Genomic DNA, 16,868 nt, shown 5'->3' with positions numbered 1-16,868 from the left:
AGACGGGTGCTACGAGGTATGGTGGTACAGCACAAAAGTGGGGGTGATCGACCTGAAGAAAAAGTCGATCACCATGGGTAAAGGATGTTAAAAAGTGTTCACCATGTCCCCGAACACCTGTCTACCATGTCCCCGGACTGTACAGGCGGGAGAGGGTTAGGGTGAGGGAAAAGCCCTTACAGCAACTTACCCCAGCTCTCCACCCACGGTGAGGTCACTGATTCGGGCTCCGGATCTTCCGTCGCATCCACCAACAGCACCTCGCCGATGCGCTGCGCGCTCTGCTCCTGCAAGGTGGCATCAAAGGTTTTAGCTGCACCGCAGAAATTGTCATAGCTGCTGTCACCCAAGCCAATCACGCCATAACGCAATTCTGGTTGATAACCCAGCTGATCACGCACTGCAACATACAGGCGGGCAATGTTATCCGGGAAGTCGCCCTGACCGGTGGTTGAGGTGACAATCAGCACCACATCCTGGCTGTATGCCTGCCAATCCGCCATCGACGGATCTTCAAACACCTTCACGTCGTGGTCCTGCTCTTCCAGCACCGTCTGTGCTTCTTCAGCTACCAGCAGCGCATTGCCGTAAACCGTACCTGTAAAAATGCCAATCTTTGCCATCTTGCCGCTCCTTTATTCTGTCGGCTTATCCTGGACTGCATCATTGGCAAACTCAACCCTGGGAACTTCAGGGATCTGATCCTGCCAGCCAAACTGCTCAAGCATCTGCTGCCAGACGCGATCCAACCCGGCGCGAATCACTATGGCCTCGCCTGTAACGGGATGGGTAAAGCTGAGCGCGCTGGCGTGCAGCATCAGGCGATTGAGGCCAAAATGTGCCGCCGCACCGCGATTCTGGCGCAGATCGCCGTGCGCGCTGTCGCCAATAATCGGATGACGCAGATGCACCATGTGGCGACGCAGCTGATGTTTACGCCCGGTGTGCGGCGCCATCTCCACCAGCGTATAGCGCGCGGTGTTATAGCGGCTGATGGCGACCGGCATCTCAACGTGTGCCAGCGCCCGATAATCCGTTACCGCCGGTTGGGCACCAGGTTCCTGGGTGGCAAATTTGTCGGCAATCTTATCCAGCTCTTCCACCAGCGGATAATCCAGCGTCGTGCCGCCTTCCAGCCAGCCGCGCAGCACCGCATGATAGGTTTTCTGCATCTGATGCTGTTCAAACTGCTGCGCCAGTAAATGGGCGACTTCACTCGATAAGGCCATCAGCAACACGCCGGACGTTGGGCGATCGAGGCGGTGCACAGTAAACACATGCTGGCCAATCTGATCGCGCACCGTTTGCATCACCACCACTTTTTCATTGCGATCGAGCCAACTGCGATGCACCAGCCAGCCGGCCGGCTTATTCACCGCGACCAGCCACGCATCTTGATAAAGGATTTCGAGCATCAGGCGGAAGGTTCCTGGAACAGCGCATCAAACTTGTTGAGCGTCAGCAATAGCACCGCATAGCCCGGCGTGTCGGCTGGCAATGCGACTTCATAATAGGGAGCGATGGCAAAATTCTGCGGCAACGGCGCGCCGCTTTCGAGCAGCGCATAAAAACGTGGCATGAACACCCATTGTAGCCATTGCAGCGGCTCCATGGTATCAAGACAGAAAGGTTCGGTACTGGCGAAGGCGCCCGCCTCGGGCGATTGTGACTGCCAATGGCCGTGTTCACGCATCACCGCTTCGACCTGCTGCAGGCGCTGAAAAATCATTTGCGACGACATGCGCCACCTCCAGAGAAAAATTGGGCGGCAAGCATACCATCAGTCACGCCCGGCGTAAAAATGGCATAAAAAAAGGGAGCACTGTGATTACAGTGCTCCCGGTTTTCGTTTGCAGCATTCCAGCTACTGCTGTGCTCCCTGCTCATCCATGACAACTTTTCCTGCGCTTTCCGTCGCTTGTCATCATGACATTGGTCCTTAGCATCCTGGCCCGCCACGTTCCGCGTGGCTCTCATTCTCCGTCCTGGAGGTGTCCGTTATACTCAATCCTGAGTGTCCTGCTTCGTCCTGAAGCCTTCCTTGTGCCGTAAACTCCGTTACGTTCCCGCCTCATGGCTGACATTCTCCTGAACGTCTCTTAATCCCCAGCATCCTGCCAGTGGTGATTATTCTCCCAGAAACCATCGCAATAACAAGCCAGTAAGAAGCGTTAATGGATTGAGTCCTGTCTTAATTTTCAGATTGATGCCATAAGTTCATGATTCACAATATTTTTACATTTAGGGCTTCCGCAAGTCTGCGCAATGATCTAGCGATCTCTCACACCTAACGTGAGAGATCTCTCACAAAGCGCAGCCTAAAAATCTGCAAATGACTGAGTAACCGGTTGTAAAGCATTAAGAAACTTCTCAACCGATGTTGCCAGGACTTCACGCTTTTTAGTGCCAGGCTCCTCAATAATGACCTCGCCGGTAAGATTGCACAGCGCAATCACATCATTCTCTGAGTCGGTGGTGGCAATAAACAGCGTTGGCGCTTGTCTTAAGCGGCGCTTCATAACCAAGTGACCAATCAGGTTTTCCTGCAGGCGAGTGAAATCCGCTTCACTCCATACCTGCAGCAGGGTAATCGGCTGCTGTTCAAAGGTTGCCGTCATATCACCTGCAAACTGGCTGGTGTAAAACGCACTGATTTCTGGTTGCAGTTGCAGATCCAACGCACGCTCTACCGCTTCAAGCGTGGCCGGTAACGTAAACGGCTGCGGCTGCCACAACACGCGGTCATCCAGCGTGCTGATGATGCAGTCGGAGGGAACGCCAAGCAGATCGGCGCTGGCGGGAAAATGTCCGGTTTGTTGCTGCCAATGTTCCACGTAGCGGGCGGTAAACTCACGCAGAGCATCTACGGTTTGCTGCATCATTCATATTCTCGCAAGTGTTAGGTTACACTTAACCACTTTGATGAAATTCAGTGGTAACCGTTATGTCTTCTGAAAACCGGGATCAGGCATTAAGCGGCCTGACCTTAGGTAAGCCCACGGCTTATGTTGATCGCTACGATAACACGCTGCTGCAATCCGTGCCGCGCAGCCTTAACCGTGAGCCGCTGGGGCTGTATCCCGATAATCTGCCGTTTACTGGCGCAGATATCTGGACGCTCTACGAACTCTCCTGGCTCAACAACAAAGGCGTTCCGCAGGTCGCGGTGGGCGAAGTGGTGCTGCGCGCCGATAGCCAAAACCTGATCGAGTCGAAGAGTTTCAAGCTCTATCTTAACAGTTTTAATCAGACCGTTTTCGCCGACTGGGGCGAAGTGCGTCAGACGCTGGAGCGCGATCTCAGCGCCTGCGCGAAGGGTCAGGTCAGCGTGGCGCTGTTTCGTCTCAGCGAAGTGGAAGGCCAGCCGATCGGCCATTTCAGTGGCGAAGTGATTGATGAACAGGATATCGAAATCCACGATTATGCCTTCAATGCGGATTATCTGGCGCAGGCTGCAGGCCGTGAGATTGTTGAAGAAACGCTGGTTAGCCATCTGCTGAAATCGAACTGCTTAATTACCAATCAGCCCGATTGGGGCTCGGTGATGATTCGCTACAAAGGCCCGCGTATTAATCGTGAAGCGCTGCTGCGTTATCTCATCTCATTCCGTCAGCATAATGAGTTTCATGAGCAGTGCGTTGAGCGCATTTTCAACGACGTTCAGCGCTTTTGTCAGCCAGAAGCCCTGAGCGTTTATGCACGTTACACCAGGCGCGGCGGTCTGGATATCAATCCGTGGCGCAGTAACGTGCCCTTCTCTCCGGGATTTTCCCGCCTGGTTCGCCAGTAATAGTTTGCGAGACGCCTCGCAGGCCGCTGCACGGATGCGCGGTTCCCCTTGAGCATTCACAGCGGACAACGTTACTCTGTTGAAGGCGCGATCGAAGCATGCGCGACCAGGGATTTTCGTCGCTGCGTTAATAAGTTAAGCGCAGCGTCATCAGCCACGCATTTGCGTGTAAAGGAGTTCTCTTGATTACACATATCAGCCCGCTTGGCTCGATGGATCTGCTCTCCCAGCTTGAAGTCGACATGCTGAAGCGCACCGCTAGCAGCGACCTTTATCAGCTGTTTCGTAACTGTTCTCTTGCGGTACTCAACTCCGGTAGCCAGACCGACAGCAGCCAGGAATTGCTTTCGCGTTTTGAAAACTTCGACATCAACGTGTTGCGCCGTGAGCGCGGTGTGAAACTGGAGCTGATTAACCCGCCGGAAGAGGCATTTGTTGATGGCCGGATTATTCGTTCGCTGCAGGCAAACTTGTTTGCCGTGCTGCGCGACATTCTGTTTGTAAACGGACAACTGGCGGCAACAGAACGCTACCAGAACGAGGAGCCGGAAGACTCTGCGCATATCACCAATCAGGTGTTTTCGATTCTGCGTAACGCGCGTGCACTGCACATCGGCGAATATCCGAATACCGTGGTGTGTTGGGGCGGCCACTCAATCAATGCGGTGGAATACCAATATTGCCGCAACGTCGGCACGCAAATGGGCCTGCGCGAACTCAACATCTGTACCGGTTGCGGACCTGGCGTCATGGAAGCACCGATGAAAGGTGCGGCGGTAGGACATGCGCAGCAGCGTTATCATGACAGCCGTTTTATCGGCCTGACTGAGCCCTCAATCATTGCCGCCGAACCACCGAATCCGCTGGTCAATGAGCTGATCATCATGCCGGATATCGAAAAACGCCTTGAAGCCTTTGTGCGTATCGCCCACGGTATCGTGATCTTCCCTGGCGGCGTGGGCACAGCCGAAGAGCTGCTGTATTTGTTGGGTATTTTAATGAATCCGCACAACAGCGATCAGGTATTGCCGCTGATTCTGACCGGACCCAAAGAGAGCGCCGACTACTTCCGCGTGCTGGATGATTTCATCGTTAATACGCTGGGCGAAGCCGCACGCAAGCACTACAAAATTATCATTGATGATGCCGCTGAAGTGGCGCGTCTGATGAAGAAAGCCATGCCGCAGGTGAAAGAGTATCGCCGCGAAACCGGCGATGCCTACAGCTTCAACTGGTCGATTCGTATCGCACCCGAATTGCAAGTGCCCTTCCTGCCGACGCACGAGAATATGGCAAACCTGAAGCTGTTCCCGGATCAGCCCGCCGAGCTGCTGGCAGCCGATCTGCGTCGCGCCTTCTCCGGCATTGTGGCGGGTAACGTCAAAGAGATCGGAATTCGTGAAATTCGCGAGAAAGGCCCGTACAAACTGCACGGCGATGCCAATCTCATGCACCGCATGGACGAACTGTTGCAAGGTTTTGTCGCACAGCAGCGCATGAAGCTGCCGGGCAGCGCCTACACGCCTTGCTACGAAATCATCAAATAACTCATCAGGAAGGCAGCCTGCGGGCTGCCGCTATCGCTATGTCGCTTCATCTTCTTATCATTGATGCACTCAATCTGATTCGCCGTCTGCACGCTGTTCAGGGTTCGCCATGCCGCGACAGCTGCGTTGCCGCCTTGCATCAGTTATTGGGACATACACAACCCACGCACGTGGTGGCGGTGTTTGATAGCCATGAGCGTCAGCCCGGTTGGCGCCATCAGCTATTACCGGATTACAAAGCGGGTCGCCCGCCGATGCCGGAGGATTTGCATCTGGAGATGCCCGCGCTGCAGGACGCCTTCCGCGCAGCAGGCGTTAACTGCTGGGTGGCTGATTTAGACGAAGCCGACGATCTCGCCGCCACGCTGGCGGTGAAAATGGCGGACGCTGGTCATCAAGCAACGATTGTTTCTACCGATAAAGGTTATTGCCAGCTGCTGGCACCTAACATTCGTATTCGCGACTATTTCCAGAAGCGCTGGCTGGATGTGCCTTTTATCGAGCAAGAGTTTGGCGTAACGCCCGCGCAGTTGCCCGACTATTGGGGATTGTGTGGTATCAGCAGCAGCAAAATTCCCGGCGTGCCCGGCATTGGCCCGAAAAGCGCCCGCGAGTTGTTGATGCAGTTTGGATCGCTGGATGCGATCTATCAGCAATGGGATCAGGTACCGAGCAAATGGCAGGGAAAATTGCAGGAACAGCGGGAAATGGCAGAAATTTGCCGCAAAGTATCGACGTTAAAACGTGATTTGGTACTGCAAGGCAATCTCAATACATTGAGATTTCAAACGAAACAGCCGTCGCCATAAATGGCGTAATGCCAATCAGTTAAGCGCCGTATTAAATCACCGCGCCTTCCGTAGCGGCGCGATTTATCGCGCAATGAATTGCGCCGCTACAATGTGCGCTCTCGGTAATTAGCGATTTTCATGCCTCAACCGACGATCATTACGGCATCAATGGCGACACTAAAAAACAATTTCCTGCGAAATAATTTGTGCTACAGCAAGGCGGCAAGTGCGCGAGTCCCCGGGAGCATACATCAGTATGTGACCGGGGCGAGCAAACGCAGCCAACGCCGCTGTAGTGCAAAGTATGAAGCAGGACCGCTGTAGCGCAAAGTATGAAGCAGGATTAGCGCTCGTCGCGACGGCCGCCCACCGCTGCCCACAACCGGCGTACGTGAACGGTCACTTCTTCGCGGTCATGATAGAGTTGGCGCGCCTGAATCTGGGCATTAATACCCTGCGCTTTCAGCGCGTCATCAATCATCGCCAGGTTCTGTGTCACTTCTTCGTAGCGCTTTTTCATTGGCAGCTTGAGGTTGAAGATCGCCTCGCGGCACCAGCCATTCACCAGCCATTCGGTCATCAGGCTTGCGACGCGCACCGGTTTTTCCACCATGTCGCACACCAGCCAGCTGATATTGGTACGCGGCGGACGGAATTTAAAACCATCTTCGCGGCAGTGCGTCACCTGTCCGGTGTCCATCAGACTTGGCGCCATCGGGCCGTTATCTACCGCAAAAACCCACATGCTGCGTTTCACCAGTTGATAGGTCCAGCCGCCAGGGCAAGCACCAAGATCGACGGCGTACATGCCGCTGGCTAAACGCTCATCCCACTCATCCGCAGGCACAAACACGTGAAACGCCTCTTCCAGCTTGAGCGTAGAACGGCTCGGCGCATCGGAGGGGAATTTCAGGCGCGGAATGCCCATGTAGAATGGCGAGTTGTTTTCCGGCAGCGAATAGCCGACGTAACAGGTGCCCGGCGCAATAAAGAACACGTGCACTACCGGACGCTTAGCCGTTTCGTAATTAAGCAGGATTTTGCTTTCACGCAGGCTGGCACGCAGCGGCACGGTTAATTTACGGCAGAACTTGGTGAGCTCTTTCGCTTCATTGGTATCCGGCACTTCAACCCGCAGTTCACCGCCCTTCTCCACCACACCGGTCAGCATGCCGACAATCGGCGTGATGCGATCTTCTGGTGGCAGATCGCGCAGTAGCTCTCCCACAACCAGCATCTGCCGCGCAAAGATCAGTTCGGCAAACGGCAGCGTTTGGATCAGCTTTTCAGCATCTTGCTGCTGATAGCACTCATACAGCACGTAACCTGAGTCATCTTTGACGCGCGGGAAGCCGTAAATCTCGCGCTCAGCCGCTTTCGCGCTGATTTCTGCCGCGCACTCTTTCTCAAATCCTGGACGGCAATAGAGTAAAACTTTATTCATGGCGATCTGCCTTTCGTTTCAGACGCAGTGCGCCAATCAACATCAAGAACCAGCCAATAAGGAAGCATAAGCCTCCCACTGGCGTAACAAAAACCCAAAACTTCATGTGCGACAGCGCCAGACAATAGAGGCTGCCACTGAACAACACGATACCGAGCGCCATCGCGGCGCTACTCCAGTAAAACCAGATATTGGCACGACGCAGCATAGCGGCACCCAAGCCGATCACTGCCAGCGTGTGATACGCCTGATATTCAAGGCCGGTATGTATCCACGCCATTTCGGCTGGGCCGAGCGATTTGCTCAGCACATGCGCGCCGAAAGCACCAAACGCCACCAGCATAAATCCGCTAATGGCAGCAAAAACAAACATGGCACGACTGGACATCAAACAATCCTCAAGGTAATGCGCACATCATTGTGCAGCCAGCAACGCATTAGTGATCGTAGCGAAAACGGAATTTTTCTTGTTCATTGGCCGCTTTTTCCAGGATCCACTGACGAAAGGCGGCTATTTTACCCAGTTCTGCCTGGCTGTCATGACAAACCAGATAAAAAGCATTTTTACTGACCAACACGTCGTTAAAAGGACATACCAGACGACCGGCTTCAATTTCACTCTGCGCCATCACATTATTCGCCAGCGCCACGCCCTGACCATGAATCGCCGCCTGCAACACCATGGCGCTGTGGCTGAAGATCGGGCCCTGTTGCACATTGATATGCTGCACGCCCAGCTGACGCGTATAGGATTGCCAGTCACGGCGCGATGCATCATGCAGCAGCGTGCAGTGCGCCAAATCGGCCGGCGATTTGAGAGGATGATCACCCGTCAGCAACATCGGTGAGCAGACTGGCAGCAAATATTCGGCATACAATTTCTCAACCCGCAGGCCTGGCCAATTGCCACGACCGTAGAAAATCGCCACGTCGACATCGTCCGCCAATTTCTCCTCATCACGGTCCACCGCCTGGATACGCACGTCGATGCCCGGATAAGCCATATTAAAGCTGGAAAGGCGAGGAACCAGCCACTGAATGGCGAAACTCGGCAGCAAACTGACGGTCAGCGCACCCTTAGCGCTGCGCGCCTGCAACTTGCGCGTGGCATCGTTAAGAGCAGAGAAAATCTCCTTAATATCTAAATAGTAGCTTTGACCTTCTTCCGTCAGTAAAAGCGAACGATTCCTCCGGCGAAACAGCTTAAGACCGAGGAAATCTTCCAGAGATTTGATCTGATGGCTGACAGCAGCCTGGGTAACAAACAGCTCTTCAGCGGCTTTGGTGAAGCTCAAATGACGGGCAGCAGCATCAAAGACGCGTAAAGCATTAAGCGGCGGAAGGCGTTTAGACATGGTTTTCCGTATCCGGATTGACAAGGTAATACTTCAACTTATACAAAGTCGCTACGTATTAGTTTTTTTAATCCGAGACATTATAATTTGTCCGTTGAGGAAGCTCCAGCAAATACCTATAGTTGCCGCACTTCCTGAGCCGGAACGAAAAGATTTCTGGAAACGTGCGAGAGATCGCAGACTTTTGGAGAGCTTTTGGCTTGTGGTCGTGATGTTGTGTTTGCATTTTGATCTGACGCTTGCAGATCAAGCTTTTAATTCCTGTAGATTTACCCTGTCTGTCCATAGTGATTTTAAATAGCACCGCAAATTGCGGTGCTTTTTTTTGCCTTACTGCCCCATCTCCACCATCTCTTTGACGTCAGAGCGGTTAATCTGCTGCTTGTTGCCATTGGCATCCTGATAGCTGATCATACCGGTTTCGTCATCAACTTTAGGTTTGCCATCGGCGACGATGGTGCGACCATCGTTAGTGTGCATTACGTAATTGCTGGAACATGCGGACAGGGTAAAGGCCAGAGTACACACGGCCAGCACTGCGGTGAGTTTATTCATCTTCTATCTCCTTGCAGATTAATTGCATTAAACCACCCGCATGCGCTCACCAAAGGTAGCGCCAGTGAAATCGACTATGAATAGCGACGCGTTATGCGGGTTTCGGTTCAAACCTTGCAATAATTAGCATAACGCGCTTTTCCAGCTTTGCCAGGCAACGGGCCAGCTTTCAGCCTGGTCCTAACATGATTAACAGTGGGCTGAGTATGACCATTTTTTCTCCCGGCGCCTTCCGCCAGCAGTTCCCCGCGCTGAGCGATGCCGGAATCTACCTCGATAGCGCGGCTACTGCGCTCAAGCCGCAGGCGGTGATCGACGCAACCGCACAGTTCTACAGCCTCAGCGCTGGCACCGTGCATCGCAGCCAGTTCGCTGCCGCTCGCGCATTAACGGAAAAATACGAACAGGCGCGCGGATTAGTGGCGCGCTGGCTCAATGCTGCGGACGATCGGCAGATTGTCTGGACGCGCGGCACCACCGAAGCGATCAATCTGGTGGCGAACAGTTGGCTGGCTCCGCGATTGCAGGCTGGTGATGAAATCGTGGTTAGCGAAGCCGAACATCACGCCAATCTGGTGCCGTGGCTGATGGTGGCAAAAGCGGCGGGCGCGAAAGTGGTGAAATGGCCGTTGGGCGACGATCGTTTGCCGGATATCACGCTGTTGCCAGCACTGCTCAATTCACGTACCCGATTGCTGGCCGTTGGTCAGATGTCGAACGTCACCGGCGGCTGTCCGGACCTGGCGCAGGCGATCCGTTTAGCCCATGACGTCGGTGCCAAAGTGATGGTCGATGGCGCACAAGGTGTGGTGCATTGTCCGCCGGATGTACAGGCGCAGGATATTGATTTCTATGCTTTTTCCGGCCATAAGCTTTATGGCCCAATGGGCATTGGCGTGCTGTATGGCAAAGCGGAACTGCTGGAAGCGATGGATCCATGGCAAGGCGGCGGCAAAATGCTGACGCAGGTCGATTTTAACAGTTTCACACCGCAGCCGGTGCCGTGGCGTTTTGAAGCCGGAACGCCTAATGTTGCCGGCGTGGTGGGGTTGAGTGCCGCGCTAGAGTGGCTGGCGCAACATGATGGCAAAAAGGCCGAAATGTGGAGCCAGCAACTGGCGAGCCTCGCCGAGGAGCAACTGAGCGAGATCCCCGGTTTTCGCAGCTTCCGCTGTGGCAATGCCAGCCTGCTGGCGTTTGATATTGCCGGCATTCACCACAGCGATATCGTTACGCTGCTCGCCGAGCATGGCATCGCATTGCGCGCCGGGCAGCACTGCGCGCAGCCGCTGATGGCGGCGCTGGGCGTCACCGGCACGCTGCGTGTCTCGTTCGCCCCCTATAATAATTTGCAGGACGTGGATGCGCTGGTGCGCGCCATGCGCCATGCCGTCGACTTACTGAGTGAATAAGCCCATGACATCAACCCTGCTCGCCCCGCATCCGTTTGGCGATCTGATTACCGCAGCCAGCCTGACGGAAAAATTCACCCATTTTCATCAGTGGGAAGATCGCTATCGTCAACTGATCCAGCTCAGCCGCCAGCTGCCTGCGTTAGCGGAAGAGTTAAAGACGCCAGATATTGAACTCACGGGCTGTGAAAATCGCGTGTGGCTAAGCAGCCAGTTGCTGAACAACGGCACGCTGCACTTTTATGGTGACAGCGAAGGACGCATCGTGCGCGGATTGCTAGCGGTGTTACTGACGGCGGTGGAAGGCAAAACGCCAGCCGACTTGCTGCAGCAAGATCCGCTGGCGTTGTTTGATACGTTAGGTCTGCGCGCACAGCTCAGTGCGTCGCGCAGCAGCGGTTTACAGGCGCTGGCGGATGCGGTGCAACGCGCTGCTCGTCTGCACGCTCAGGCCGTTTGACGCGCTGCCTTCGCCAGAAACTTCTTCAATGCATGGGAAACCGCCACAAACCCGAACGTGGCGGTAACCATGGTCGCCGCGCCAAATCCGGCGGCACAATCCATGCGTTTCGGGCCTTCTGCGGTGGAGCGTGAAGTGCACACGCTGCCGTCCGGCTGCGGATACATCAACGCTTCCGTCGAGAATACGCAGTCGATGCCGAGCTTGCCTTTACTGTTCTTCACCACGCCAAAATCCCCTTTCAATCTCTCACGCAGCTTTGCCGCCAGCGGATCCTGAATGGTTTTTGCCAGATCGCTCACCTGGATCTGCGTGGGATCGATCTGGCCGCCCGCGCCGCCGGTGGTTATTAGCGGGATCTTGTTGCGACGACACCAGGCGATCAACGCGGCTTTGGGGCGCACGCTGTCAATCGCATCAATCACGTAGTCAAAACCCGCCGATAACAGTTCAGCGGTATTTTCCGGCGTGATGAAATCATCGATGCAGATCACTTCGCATTCCGGATTGATGGCGCGCATACGCTCGGCCATCACTTCGGTTTTCGCCTGGCCCACTTTGCCCTGCAGCGCGTGAATCTGGCGGTTGGTATTGGTGATGCAGACATCGTCCATATCAATCAGGGTGATTTTACCTATGCCGGTGCGCGCTAAGGCTTCCGCCGCCCACGAACCCACGCCGCCAATACCAATCACGCAAAAGTGCGCGTCGGCAAAACGCTGCAGCGCGTCCTGGCCATAGAGACGCGCGGTGCCGCCAAAACGTTGTCGCCAGGCGTCGCTTACTACTGTCATAACCAAACCTTTCCGGGAAAACGGGACATTAATTAGAACCTAACAGCAGCGAACCGTTGTTGCCATTTTGTGGGTTGCTAAACAGCGGCTGACCGGTGCCCGGCGCGGCTTTTAGCACCCAGACGCGGCCATAATGGTTGTAGAAACCGGCCAGATGCGCCGCATCCGGGCCAACGCCCTGATAGATATCGAAGTGCTGGCCTTTAATCGCGCCACCCACGTCTAACGCCACCATCAGACGCATCTCATATTTGCCATTAAACTTGCCCTTCTCGTTCAGCTGCGGCACTTCGGCTAACAGCACGGTTCCGGCCGGAATCAATGAACGATCGGAGGCAACGGAAGCCTTGGCAATCAGCGGCACCGCGCTGGCACCGCGCACCGGCACATACTCTTCCGGTTTGAAGAAGACGAAGGATTGGTTGGTTTCCAGCACCGAACGCACTTCCTGTGGCGAATGCTCTTGCGCCCACTGACGAATCGCCTGCATCGACATATCTTCGCGCTTCACTTCACCGCGATCGATCAGCTCTTTACCGATGCTGTGATAAGCCCAGCCATTTTTGCCGCCGTAACCAAAGAAGCGCAGTGGACGACCATCACCAAAATCAACGTAGCCGCTGCCCTGCACATCCATCATGAAGTTATCGATCAGCGAATTGCTGTAGGCAATGATGTAGCGATCGTCGAGCCCACCATTATAGATAGAAGCGCGGCTCGGCAGTTTCTGTCCACGCGGACGCGGTGGCATACGATAAATCGGATACTGGAACTCGCCCTGACGGGTATAACGCGCTTCCACAACCGGCGTGTAGTAACCGGTGAACTGCACGTTGCCGTAATTGTCAGTGCCTTCCATCTGATAAGCATTCAAACCAAACTGGTTGAGCTGGCGCGTATCCGCGCCGGACAGCAGCCAGTTTTGCACTGCGCTGTAAGTACCGTTGTTGCGCCCGAACAGGCCGGATGAGGCGGTTTGAATCTGCACTACCTGATCGCTAAAGTCTTTGCCGTTCACCGGACGCCCTTTAGCATTCGGTTGGTTGACCAGCCCAAGCGGTTGCTCCAGCTTGCCATCGATATACTGTTGACCGCGGTCGGTCGGTTTGGAACTACAGCCCGCTAACAGCGCGATAAATGCGCCAGTAAGTGCATACTTCGCCCAATGTCCTTTCATAACCTTCTCTTTTTATCGATTGTTTGCCCGGCGAAGATAGCAAAGGGACAGAGAGATTGAAATCTGCCCTAAGCGGTCGCGCTCACATCTGTACAATAATTCACCCAATGGCGAGTTTATTCATCAACTGACTGTAAATTTGGCGTTTTGTCTCAAAAAGGGGTTGCATCGCCGCGCGTCCAGAGTATAGTGCGCATCCACGGACGCGGGGTGGAGCAGCCTGGTAGCTCGTCGGGCTCATAACCCGAAGGTCGTCGGTTCAAATCCGGCCCCCGCAACCAATTCTTCTTAAATGAAGAGACAATGTGAAGTGTCGTGTAACGCGTCAGTCGGACGCGGGGTGGAGCAGCCTGGTAGCTCGTCGGGCTCATAACCCGAAGGTCGTCGGTTCAAATCCGGCCCCCGCAACCAATTGTCTTAAGAAGAATACAATGTGAAAAGTCGCTTAATGCGACAGACGGACGCGGGGTGGAGCAGCCTGGTAGCTCGTCGGGCTCATAACCCGAAGGTCGTCGGTTCAAATCCGGCCCCCGCAACCAATCATTTAAACACCTTAACGGGTGTTTTTTTGTTTCTGGCGTCCGGAAAAAGCGGCATTGCTGCCGCCCTCCTCAGCGATGCGCTAGTGCCGCACCCTTATCAAAATACGCCTTAATCCCATGCAGAATCGCCTCAGCCACCTGATGCTGATAGCGCGCCGTGCGCAGCTTGCGCTCCTCTTCGACATTACTGATAAACGCGGTTTCCACCAAAATCGAGGGAATATCCGGCGCTTTCAGCACGGCAAATCCCGCCTGATCGACGGTGCGCTTGTGCAGGTGATTGATATGTCCCATGCGTGACAGCACCTCTTTACCAAACTTCAGGCTGTCGCTGATGGTTTGCCGCTGCACCATGTCGAACATGGTGTGGTCGAGATAGCGATCGCCGCTCATGCTGACGCCGCCAATCAAATCGGCTTCATTCTGCGTTTGTGCGAGGAAGCGCGCCGCCGCTGAGGTAGCGCCGCTGGTCGAAAGGGCAAACACCGACGAACCGCGCGCGGCCCGACTGGTGAAGGCATCAGCATGGATCGAAATAAACAAATCCGCACGCTGCTTTCGCGCCTTCGCCACGCGGACACGCAGCGGGATAAACACATCCTCATTGCGCGTCATATAAGCTTTCATGTTGCGCTCTTTGTCGATCAGCGCCTTCAGATAGCGACCGATCTTCAACACGATATCTTTCTCACGCGTTTTGTATTTGCCATGCGCGCCGGGATCCTCACCGCCATGGCCAGGATCGATCATGATGATAATCGGTCGATCGCGCCCCGCTTTGCCCGGCAGCGCCGCCTGCACCGGCTGATCGCGTTCTAAATCGCCCTGATTGTAATTCTGCAGTAATGCCAGTAGCGGATCCTCTTCCCGTGATTGCTGATTAGGATAGAGATCGACCACTAAGCGATGCTTGATACCTGCCACTGGCGCAAGAGTAAATGTCTTGGGCGCAATGCTACGCTTGAGTTCCAGCACCAGTCGCACCGTATTGGCATCAAACTGACCGACGCGTGCGGTTTTGATATAGGGATCGTCCACGCGCACCAGCTTATCTACTCCTTTCAGGACCGGGTTGATGTGCATATTTTCGATATCAATAACCAGACGATCGGGATTCCCCAGCGTGAACTGTTTGTACTTGAGGGGAACGTTTGATTCCAGGGTTACGCGGGAGTAAGTCGATGAGGGCCAGATGCGCACCGCCACAATATGCTGGCTGGCAGCCAGCCCGGTACGCGTCACGCTTAGCATTAATAATGCGCCAGCGCCCTGTAATAATCGTCGTCGTGTAAAAGCTTCGGACATGCCGCTCCAACTGCTGTGTTATGTCTAAAAAATCATCACTCGATGGCAAGAAAGTGAAAACTTTGCTCGATGAGAATTGTCTTGTCTTGCCGGAAAAACCAGATAATGCAGTCTGTTAGCGCGTGTTGCATCATGAAAATCGTAAAGTAACGTCAGGCCCGGCGCTTGCAATAAAGAGCAAAAGAGCATAAAAATACGAAAATTACGAATAAACATGCATAGAGGGCTTTGCCGTGAAGGAACGCAGTACAGAACTGGTTCAGGGTTTTCGCCACACCGTTCCCTATATAAATACCCATCGTGACAAGACGTTTGTCATCATGTTGGGTGGCGAAGCCATCGAGCATGAGAACTTCTCAAGCATCGTTAATGACATCGGTCTGCTGCATAGCCTCGGCATTCGCTTAGTGGTGGTTTATGGTGCGCGTCCGCAGATTGACGCCAGCATGGCCCAGCAACAGCTGGAACCGATTTACCACAAACATACGCGCGTTACCGATGCGCAATCGCTTGAGCTGGTAAAGCAGGCCGCCGGTCGTTTACAGCTGGATATCACCGCGCGTCTTTCGATGAGCCTCAACAACACGCCGCTACAAGGCGCGCACATTAACGTAGTGAGCGGCAACTTCATCATTGCGCAGCCGCTGGGGGTGGATGATGGCGTTGATTACTGCCACAGCGGGCGTATTCGTCGTATTGATGAGGAAGCGATCCATCGTCAGCTGGATAACGATGCGATTGTGCTGCTCGGTCCGGTAGCGGTTTCTGTGACCGGCGAGAGTTTTAACCTGACGTCAGAAGAAGTGGCGACGCAGCTGGCAATTAAATTGAAGGCCGAGAAGATGATTGGTTTCTGCTCCGAGCAGGGCGTGACCAATCGCGAAGGCGCGATTATTTCTGAATTATTCCCGAACGAAGCCCAGGCGCGCATCGACGAAATGGAGAGCGATGGCGATTTCCTCTCTGGCACCGTGCGGTTCTTACGTGGTGCGGTCAAAGCCTGCCGCAGCGGCGTGCGTCGCAGCCACCTGATTAGCTATCAGGAAGATGGTGCGTTGCTGCAAGAACTGTTCTCGCGCGACGGTATCGGTACCCAGATTGTGATGGAGTCGGCCGAGCAGATTCGTCGCGCCAACATCAACGATATCGGCGGTATTCTCGAACTGATTCGCCCGCTGGAGCAGCAAGGGATTCTGGTGCGTCGCTCACGTGAGCAACTGGAGATGGAGATTGATAAGTTCACCATTATTCAGCGCGATAATTTAACCATCGCCTGTGCCGCGCTCTATCCGTTCCCGGACGAGCAGATTGGTGAGATGGCTTGTGTGGCAGTGCATCCGGATTACCGCAGCTCGTCGCGTGGCGAACTGTTGCTGGATCGCGTGGCGTTGCAGGCACGTCAGATGGGGCTAAAGAAGCTGTTTGTGTTAACCACGCGCAGCATTCACTGGTTCCAGGAGCGCGGTTTTACGCCGGTGGATATTGAGTCCCTGCCCGAGAGCAAGAAGCAGATGTATAACTACCAGCGCCGTTCAAAAGTGCTGATGGCGGATTTGGGGTAGTCGCATCATTTAACTGTGCCGTTGCGTAGTTGCACATACCGTAGCGGCGCAATTTATTGCGCAATATCCGCATGGGCAAGCTGCCGCCATTGATATGCGCGATTCATCGCGCCGCTACGGATTGTGCGGAATCG

At 54.5% G+C, this 16,868-nt stretch carries 17 protein-coding genes and 3 tRNA genes; 9 read left to right on the top strand and 11 right to left on the bottom strand.

Going from position 1 to position 16,868, the window contains the following annotated elements; genetic code table 11:
* Positions 1 to 176: 176 nt before the first annotated feature.
* From PZBJ_RS07945 to syd, 4 genes are all read right to left on the bottom strand, one after another.
* Entirely contained in the window at positions 177 to 623 is a 447-nt protein-coding gene (locus tag PZBJ_RS07945; RefSeq protein WP_101762016.1) for a flavodoxin, read from the bottom strand.
* Between the two features lie 12 nt (positions 624 to 635).
* Complete coding sequence (gene truC, locus PZBJ_RS07940) at positions 636 to 1,415, bottom strand: tRNA pseudouridine(65) synthase TruC (RefSeq protein ID WP_101762015.1); 780 nt, start codon at positions 1,413 to 1,415, stop codon at positions 636 to 638.
* Positions 1,415 to 1,741, bottom strand: coding sequence for a YqcC family protein (locus PZBJ_RS07935; RefSeq protein WP_101762014.1), 327 nt, complete (start codon positions 1,739 to 1,741; stop codon positions 1,415 to 1,417). Before PZBJ_RS07935 ends, truC begins: the two co-directional genes overlap by 1 nt.
* A 577-nt stretch (positions 1,742 to 2,318) precedes the next feature.
* A complete protein-coding gene (syd, locus tag PZBJ_RS07925; RefSeq protein WP_101762012.1) occupies positions 2,319 to 2,882 on the bottom strand; it encodes a SecY-interacting protein in 564 nt (187 codons plus the stop codon).
* 62 nt (positions 2,883 to 2,944) lie between these two features.
* Here syd and queF point away from each other — a divergent pair, with 62 nt between their 5' ends.
* The 3 genes from queF to xni all read left to right on the top strand — a co-directional run bounded on the left by queF (position 2,945) and on the right by xni (position 6,146).
* A complete protein-coding gene (gene queF, locus PZBJ_RS07920) occupies positions 2,945 to 3,790 on the top strand; it encodes an NADPH-dependent 7-cyano-7-deazaguanine reductase QueF (RefSeq protein ID WP_101762011.1) in 846 nt (281 codons plus the stop codon).
* A gap of 182 nt (positions 3,791 to 3,972) precedes the next feature.
* On the top strand, positions 3,973 to 5,337 hold the full coding sequence (gene ppnN / locus PZBJ_RS07915; protein ID WP_101762010.1) for a nucleotide 5'-monophosphate nucleosidase PpnN: 1,365 nt from the start codon (positions 3,973 to 3,975) through the stop codon (positions 5,335 to 5,337).
* A gap of 38 nt (positions 5,338 to 5,375) precedes the next feature.
* On the top strand, positions 5,376 to 6,146 hold the full coding sequence (xni, locus tag PZBJ_RS07910; RefSeq protein ID WP_101762009.1) for a flap endonuclease Xni: 771 nt from the start codon (positions 5,376 to 5,378) through the stop codon (positions 6,144 to 6,146).
* Between the two features lie 325 nt (positions 6,147 to 6,471).
* On the opposite strand, the gene rlmM is transcribed toward xni, so the two are convergent.
* From rlmM to PZBJ_RS07885, 4 genes are all read right to left on the bottom strand, one after another.
* Positions 6,472 to 7,572: a 23S rRNA (cytidine(2498)-2'-O)-methyltransferase RlmM gene (rlmM, locus tag PZBJ_RS07905; RefSeq protein WP_101762008.1), complete on the bottom strand. Its 1,101-nt coding sequence runs from the start codon at positions 7,570 to 7,572 to the stop codon at positions 6,472 to 6,474.
* Positions 7,565 to 7,960, bottom strand: coding sequence for a DUF423 domain-containing protein (locus tag PZBJ_RS07900; RefSeq protein ID WP_101762007.1), 396 nt, complete (start codon positions 7,958 to 7,960; stop codon positions 7,565 to 7,567). The genes rlmM and PZBJ_RS07900 overlap by 8 nt, the downstream gene beginning before the upstream one ends.
* A gap of 49 nt (positions 7,961 to 8,009) precedes the next feature.
* Positions 8,010 to 8,927, bottom strand: a complete 918-nt coding sequence (locus tag PZBJ_RS07895) for a transcriptional regulator GcvA (RefSeq protein WP_101762006.1) — start codon at positions 8,925 to 8,927, stop codon at positions 8,010 to 8,012.
* 330 nt (positions 8,928 to 9,257) lie between these two features.
* The gene (locus tag PZBJ_RS07885; RefSeq protein WP_008109575.1) at positions 9,258 to 9,482 is read right to left on the bottom strand and encodes a YgdI/YgdR family lipoprotein; all 225 of its coding nucleotides are present in this window, start codon (positions 9,480 to 9,482) and stop codon (positions 9,258 to 9,260) included.
* Between the two features lie 206 nt (positions 9,483 to 9,688).
* Here PZBJ_RS07885 and csdA point away from each other — a divergent pair, with 206 nt between their 5' ends.
* Complete coding sequence (csdA, locus tag PZBJ_RS07880) at positions 9,689 to 10,894, top strand: cysteine desulfurase CsdA (protein WP_101762025.1); 1,206 nt, start codon at positions 9,689 to 9,691, stop codon at positions 10,892 to 10,894.
* Positions 10,895 to 10,898: 4 nt separating this feature from the next.
* A complete protein-coding gene (gene csdE / locus PZBJ_RS07875) occupies positions 10,899 to 11,354 on the top strand; it encodes a cysteine desulfurase sulfur acceptor subunit CsdE (protein WP_101762005.1) in 456 nt (151 codons plus the stop codon).
* Here csdE and tcdA read toward each other — a convergent pair.
* Positions 11,342 to 12,148 carry a tRNA cyclic N6-threonylcarbamoyladenosine(37) synthase TcdA gene (gene tcdA, locus PZBJ_RS07870; protein WP_101762004.1) on the bottom strand — a complete coding sequence of 269 codons (807 nt, stop codon included), beginning with the start codon at positions 12,146 to 12,148 and terminating at the stop codon, positions 11,342 to 11,344. The two genes, csdE and tcdA, sit on opposite strands and share 13 nt — an antisense overlap.
* A gap of 28 nt (positions 12,149 to 12,176) precedes the next feature.
* The gene (gene mltA, locus PZBJ_RS07865; RefSeq protein ID WP_101762003.1) at positions 12,177 to 13,325 is read right to left on the bottom strand and encodes a murein transglycosylase A; all 1,149 of its coding nucleotides are present in this window, start codon (positions 13,323 to 13,325) and stop codon (positions 12,177 to 12,179) included.
* A gap of 204 nt (positions 13,326 to 13,529) precedes the next feature.
* On the opposite strand from mltA, the gene PZBJ_RS07860 reads away from it, so the two are divergent.
* The 3 genes from PZBJ_RS07860 (at position 13,530) to PZBJ_RS07850 (ending at position 13,864) form a co-directional block, all read left to right on the top strand.
* Positions 13,530 to 13,606 (top strand) — tRNA-Met (locus tag PZBJ_RS07860).
* Between the two features lie 53 nt (positions 13,607 to 13,659).
* Positions 13,660 to 13,736 (top strand) — tRNA-Met (locus PZBJ_RS07855).
* Positions 13,737 to 13,787: 51 nt separating this feature from the next.
* Positions 13,788 to 13,864: transfer RNA gene (locus PZBJ_RS07850), tRNA-Met, on the top strand.
* A 72-nt stretch (positions 13,865 to 13,936) separates the two neighbouring features.
* Here PZBJ_RS07850 and amiC read toward each other — a convergent pair.
* Entirely contained in the window at positions 13,937 to 15,172 is a 1,236-nt protein-coding gene (amiC, locus tag PZBJ_RS07845) for an N-acetylmuramoyl-L-alanine amidase AmiC (RefSeq protein ID WP_146001292.1), read from the bottom strand.
* A 233-nt stretch (positions 15,173 to 15,405) separates the two neighbouring features.
* Here amiC and argA point away from each other — a divergent pair, with 233 nt between their 5' ends.
* Positions 15,406 to 16,734 (top strand): amino-acid N-acetyltransferase, encoded by a 1,329-nt coding sequence (argA, locus tag PZBJ_RS07840; protein ID WP_007891884.1) that lies wholly within the window; start codon positions 15,406 to 15,408, stop codon positions 16,732 to 16,734.
* Positions 16,735 to 16,868 lie beyond the last annotated feature (134 nt).

It is taken from the genome of Pantoea endophytica (genome assembly GCF_002858935.1).
Taxonomy (GTDB): Bacteria; Pseudomonadota; Gammaproteobacteria; order Enterobacterales; family Enterobacteriaceae; genus Pantoea; species Pantoea leporis.
Note: the sequence above shows the minus strand (reverse complement) of the source record. Positions and strands in the feature narration are given on the sequence as shown.